This is a genomic window from Rhodopirellula sp. JB055 (assembly GCF_043100905.1).
Classification (GTDB): domain Bacteria; phylum Planctomycetota; class Planctomycetia; order Pirellulales; family Pirellulaceae; genus Rhodopirellula.
This window is the reverse complement of record NZ_JBICHO010000300.1, coordinates 1-4,984: the sequence shown is the minus strand read 5'-3', so window position 1 is coordinate 4,984 and position 4,984 is coordinate 1. Positions and strand designations below refer to the sequence as shown.

The window sequence follows — 4,984 nt, the reverse complement described above, 5'->3', positions numbered from 1 at the left end:
GGGTCGACTTCTGACCGCTGCTGCAACCAATCCGAATCGTTCCAGGTGTAGTTGCTGATGTCGGTGATGATATTCGCCGTCAGTGGTGGCAACTCAGCCGCGAAAGCGTACGGGTCGCACTTGTCCATCCAATGCCCGTGCTCGGTCTGGATGCGGAATTTGTACTTTTGGCCGACCGTTGCGCCGGGCAAGAACAATTCCCAAATCCCAGTCGATTCAACCGGTTGAGCCACGTGGCCGCGTCCGTCCCAGCCATTGAAATCACCGACGACTTGGACCGCCCGAGCGTTTGGCGCCCAAACCGCGAAGTTCACGCCTTTGACGCCTTCGACTTCGCGAATTTGTGCTCCCAGACACTCGTACAGTTGGTGGTGGCGGCCTTCACCGATCAGGTAGCGATCCAAATCGCTGAAGAGGCTGGGGACGGTGTAGGGAGAAGTCGTCTTCATTTCTTTGCCGGTCTTGTCGATCATTTGCAGTCTGGACGTGGAGGGCGTGTTGATGGGCTCATCGCAGATCGCTTCGAAGAATCCGCCGGGATGCAGCCTTCGCATGGGACGCCGCAAACCGCTTGCCGAATCGATCAGCCAAACGGATTCGGCGTTGGGTTCCAACACGCGAACGGACGTGGCTTCTCGACCCTGATAGTTGACAGGGTGACGGCCCAATAAACTACCCGGGTTCGCCACACTGCCATCAACGAGTGACTGAATGGTCGATAGTGAAAGCTGCGAATTCATGGCTGAACTACGAATGGATTGATTGAAAATGAGGTCAAAAGGTAGAAAACACGCCTGAAAATCAGGACGTTTTGATCGGGTTGGAACGCTGGATTCCGCTCGCTGAAACAGCCGTGCTCAGCAGCCAATCCCGCAGACGGTCGTTGGCGGTGGGAACGGTTCGATTGGACTTGGGTGCAGGAGGGCCCGCGTGAGCCTGGTCGATTCGCGACCAGGGATCGCTCAAAGGGGACGATTCGCGGGCAGTCAGCTCATTGACCTCGGCCGCAGGAATCGCGCCATCCGGTGCGACATGATCAGGTTTTCGGCTGACCAACCGGGACGTCACCAAGCACGCTTGGACCTCATGGATGCCCAACGCGTGATCGACTCGTCGCCACAGATCGGCGTGCTGGACTTCGACGCGGCGGCCAAAGTGGTCCCACACGAAATCACTGCGTCGCCATCGCGGCAACGAATCGGTGAGCGAGCGAATCAAATATCGGTTGTGGCTGAGCAGCGTGATGCCGGACGGGCCGTCCATCGCTTCGAGGCCTCGAACGGCGGCCAGCAAAGACAGTCGGTTCAGGTCGCCAAATTCTTGATCCTCAGCTTCCATCACCGGACGCCCATCGGAAGTCTCGATCACAAATTGCCAACGGCCATCGGTCAGCGACGTGCTGTTCGCTGAGACAACCAACAAAAAGGATCCGCGAGGTTTCGCGGGTGCGGGGTTGAAATCGGGATCGCCGAATTCGGACGTCATCGACGCGAATTCTTCGAGTGACTGCAAAGGATCCATCATGGTTGGGTTCGCCAGTGAGTTCGACGTGCTATCAATGTGTGAGTTGCGATCGGTCTGGCGGCGGCCCCTTGGTTCTCGCCCGGATCCTTGGACAAGAGGGCCGCCGCATCGCTCCACGCATCGATTGCTAGGGAGGGGAAAGCAATGAGACGCGATCCATCGGTGCCAATCTCCAGGGGTGCATGCGTCGGCTATCAAATGTTGCTGCGATTTCAGCTTGCCGAAACTTCAATGCGACCGCCTGGCGACAGAGAGTGCTTTCGTCTCGCTCAGCCTCCCCAGAAAAGCTTTCCTGCTCAAAAAGGTTTGCGCGAATTAACAACCGATCGTCCAACCGTTGAAGTCCGCGCAACCCGCACGCATCGCCAGTCGCAACGCAGGAGGTGCGACCAAGTCATCACGCGACGAAATCCGGAATCGCGTTCCAAACAACTGTCGCCGCTCCGCGGTTGGATCACGCAACGCCTCCGCTCTCACCATTCCCGTCGAAAAACAACCCGTCGCGGAACGTCGTTGCGATCCGCGTCTACTCGTTGGGTCGCAGCAGATCCAGCAAGGCTTGTGCAACCAAATGGGGTTCTTCCACGGCACCGCAATTCGCGGGCAAGGCATCGACCAAACATCCCGCGTCGCCACCGGTCACGACCAGCGTCGCGGCTCCACCGTAGATGCGAAGCAATCGTTCCACGGCACCGGCGACCGAAGAGAGCACTCCCAGACGCATGGCAGCGACCGTGTCGCGACCGGGACCTTCGGGCATTTCGCGACAACGGTGCGATGCCCAATCGAGTTTAGGAAGCGCGTCCGTTCCGGCCGCCAAGGCCGCCGTTTGCATCTCCAAACCGGGCAAGATCGCTCCGCCGCAGAACACGCCTTCGGCTGATACGAAATCGACCGTCACGGTGGTGCCTGCGTCCACGATGATGACGGGCGCGGCATGGCGACGAAACGCCGCCTCCGCACCCAGCAATCGATCGATCCCGACTCGATCGGGGTAGTTCACATCGATGGTCATCGAGACGTCTTGATGGGTCACAAAACGCACTCGAATGCAATCGAAGAACGCTTCGTCGAGCGCGGCCACCAACGGTTCGGCGGAGCCTCGATTCACGCTGGCCACTCGCACGTCGTAGCAGACCGATTCGCAATCGGCCGACTGACATTCGGCTAGTTGAGCTGCAAGCGTCCGGAGGAGTTCGACACACTTCGTGATCCACTCAGGGTCTCGCAAAGAGATTGAACGAAGCTGCGGCCCACGATCCTTGGCCGAATCGGTTGGCTCGCCCGAGACACCTGCCTGTGTGACCACCTTGATCGCGGTGTTTCCAATGTCGATTCCAACTCGCAAGATGACAACATCGCACTGCGATTCGCCAGGAAGCGTCGATTCATTCGAAAATGGGAGGTCGTCTGGCATTTTTGGATCGCTCAGCTCAAGACGGACGTTGGCGTTGTTCACCGGGGATCACTTTGCCCGTGTCGGACAAAGTCGCCGCACCTTGAACGTCTTGTGCCTGGACCTGGTCGGACAACCCTTCCGTTGCAGCAGCCTTGTGAGGCGGAACGCGACGTTCCTTCTTCGGTGCCACCGGGGCATCGTCCTGCCGGACCAACGTCGGTGTGATTCCGGCTTCCAACATTTCTTCGCGACGCTTGGTGACCCGGCGCATGATGTCACCGACCAATTCCTTCAACCCGACATCGGTCGCGGCACTGATCGAACGCAGGTCGCGAGAATGATTGGCGGGGTGCTCGTCAAAGTACGCTTGAAGCCTTTGGCGAACATCACCATCCGGGTCCAGCTCGCACTTAGTCATCACGACCAATTCATCGCGGTCCGCCAATGACTCATCGTATTGCTGCAGTTCCTCCCGAATCGCGACGTAGTTCTGGATCGGATCGCTTCCATCGACCGGGGTGGGCTCGATGAGGTGAACGAGCAACCCGGCGCGTTCGACGTGCCGCAAAAACTCATGTCCCAACCCGATGCCCTCGCTGGCACCCTCGATCAAACCGGGGATGTCGGCCAGCACGAAGGATCGCTCTGTATCGACATCGACGATGCCGAGATTGGGATACTTGGTCGTGAATGGGTAATCCGCGATTTCTGGACGAGCACTGCTGATTCGCGAAAGCAGCGTGCTCTTGCCCGCGTTGGGTTTGCCAATCAGCCCCACGTCAGCGATCGATTTCAGCTCCATGATCACGTGTCGCGTTTCGCCGGGCTCGCCCAGTTCCCGAACGCGCGGCGCCTGGTTTTGAGGCGTTTTGAATCGAGCGTTTCCGTGGCCGCCTTTGCCGCCGCGGCAGATCACGAATTCTTCCCCCACCTGGGTCAAATCCTTGATCACGAATCCATCTTTGGCGTCGATGATGCTGGTTCCACAGGGGACGTACAGCCGCATTTCACGGCCCTTCCGACCATGCCGGAGAGCTCCCATCCCAAAGCCTCCCTTTTCGGCTCGGAAAAACTTTCGGCTGGCGAACTGGGCCAACGAGTTCACTCCCAATCGAGCCTCTAGGATGATGCTGGCCCCGCGTCCGCCGTCGCCGCCATCGGGACCGCCTTTGGGGACGTATTTTTCCTTGCGAAAGCTCATGCAGCCATCGCCACCCTTGCCAGCTTGGAATTCAACTTCAACGCGATCAAAGAACATGGGATGCAGAGTGGAAAGGACCACAGTGGCACAGGGCCACAGGCGGGGAGCGGATTCAAAGGTTGAGTATGGCCATGAGAAACAACCAACGCAAACGGGGTGTGATGATTGAATCACCACACCCCGCGCTTGAATTGGAGTTCAGAACCTTTGCTCTGATGAGCTGTGGTCCTGAGGCTCTTTCACACTCTTAGAGCATTTTTCCGAGCTTGCTGCACAAGTCAGCGGTACGGCTCGAGTAGCCCCATTCGTTGTCGTACCACGACACGACTTTGGCCATCTTGCCCTTGTCGCCGAGGACTTGGGTGAAGTCCGCTGCGAAGATGCTGCTGTGTGGGTCGTGAACAATGTCGCTGCTGACGATTGGGTCGACAGCGTAGAACAGAATTCCCTTCATCGGGCCTTCTGCTGCGGTTTGGATCGCCAAGTTGATGTCTTCCTTGGTGACTTCCTTGCTCAGGTTGACGGTCAAATCGACCACGCTACCCGTTGGCACTGGAACTCGCATGGCGATACCGGTCAACTTGCCCTGCAACTCAGGAATCACCAAACCAACGGCTTTGGCAGCACCAGTGCTGGTTGGGATGATGTTCTGAGCAGCACCACGTGCACGGTACAAGTCAGCGTGAGGCTGATCCTGAACGTTTTGGTCGTTGGTGTAAGCGTGAACAGTTGTCATCACACCCGATTCAATTCCGAACGAATCGTTCAGAATTTTGGCAACGGGAGCCAAGCAGTTGGTCGTGCAAGAAGCGTTGCTGACGCAGTTCAAATCGGCTGAAAGCTTGTCATCGTTGACGCCC

The 4,984-nt window shown here is 58.0% G+C and carries 4 protein-coding genes and 1 pseudogene; all 5 read right to left on the bottom strand.

What is annotated here, in order from left to right; genetic code table 11:
* A pseudogene (locus ACF8AM_RS11860) lies at positions 1-740 on the bottom strand (1,4-alpha-glucan branching enzyme); the annotation flags it as partial.
* A 61-nt stretch (positions 741-801) separates the two neighbouring features.
* Complete coding sequence (locus ACF8AM_RS11855) at positions 802-1,524, bottom strand: ribonuclease HI (protein ID WP_392555834.1); 723 nt, start codon at positions 1,522-1,524, stop codon at positions 802-804.
* Positions 1,525-2,050: 526 nt separating this feature from the next.
* Positions 2,051-2,941, bottom strand: coding sequence for a type III pantothenate kinase (locus ACF8AM_RS11850; RefSeq protein ID WP_392555833.1), 891 nt, complete (start codon positions 2,939-2,941; stop codon positions 2,051-2,053).
* A 16-nt stretch (positions 2,942-2,957) separates the two neighbouring features.
* Positions 2,958-4,181: a GTPase ObgE gene (obgE, locus tag ACF8AM_RS11845; RefSeq protein WP_392555832.1), complete on the bottom strand. Its 1,224-nt coding sequence runs from the start codon at positions 4,179-4,181 to the stop codon at positions 2,958-2,960.
* 190 nt (positions 4,182-4,371) lie between these two features.
* Positions 4,372-4,984 (bottom strand): type I glyceraldehyde-3-phosphate dehydrogenase (locus ACF8AM_RS11840; protein ID WP_392555831.1); only part of this gene is annotated, 613 nt, incomplete at its 5' end.

Excerpts from the sequence above, each read along its gene's own strand:
- obgE (WP_392555832.1), bottom strand. The coding sequence starts at position 4,181 with ATGTTCTTTGATCGCGTTGAAGTTGAATTCCAAGCTGGCAAGGGTGGC.
- ACF8AM_RS11855 (WP_392555834.1), bottom strand. The coding sequence starts at position 1,524 with ATGATGGATCCTTTGCAGTCACTCGAAGAATTCGCGTCGATGACGTCC.
- ACF8AM_RS11850 (WP_392555833.1), bottom strand. The coding sequence starts at position 2,941 with ATGCCAGACGACCTCCCATTTTCGAATGAATCGACGCTTCCTGGCGAA.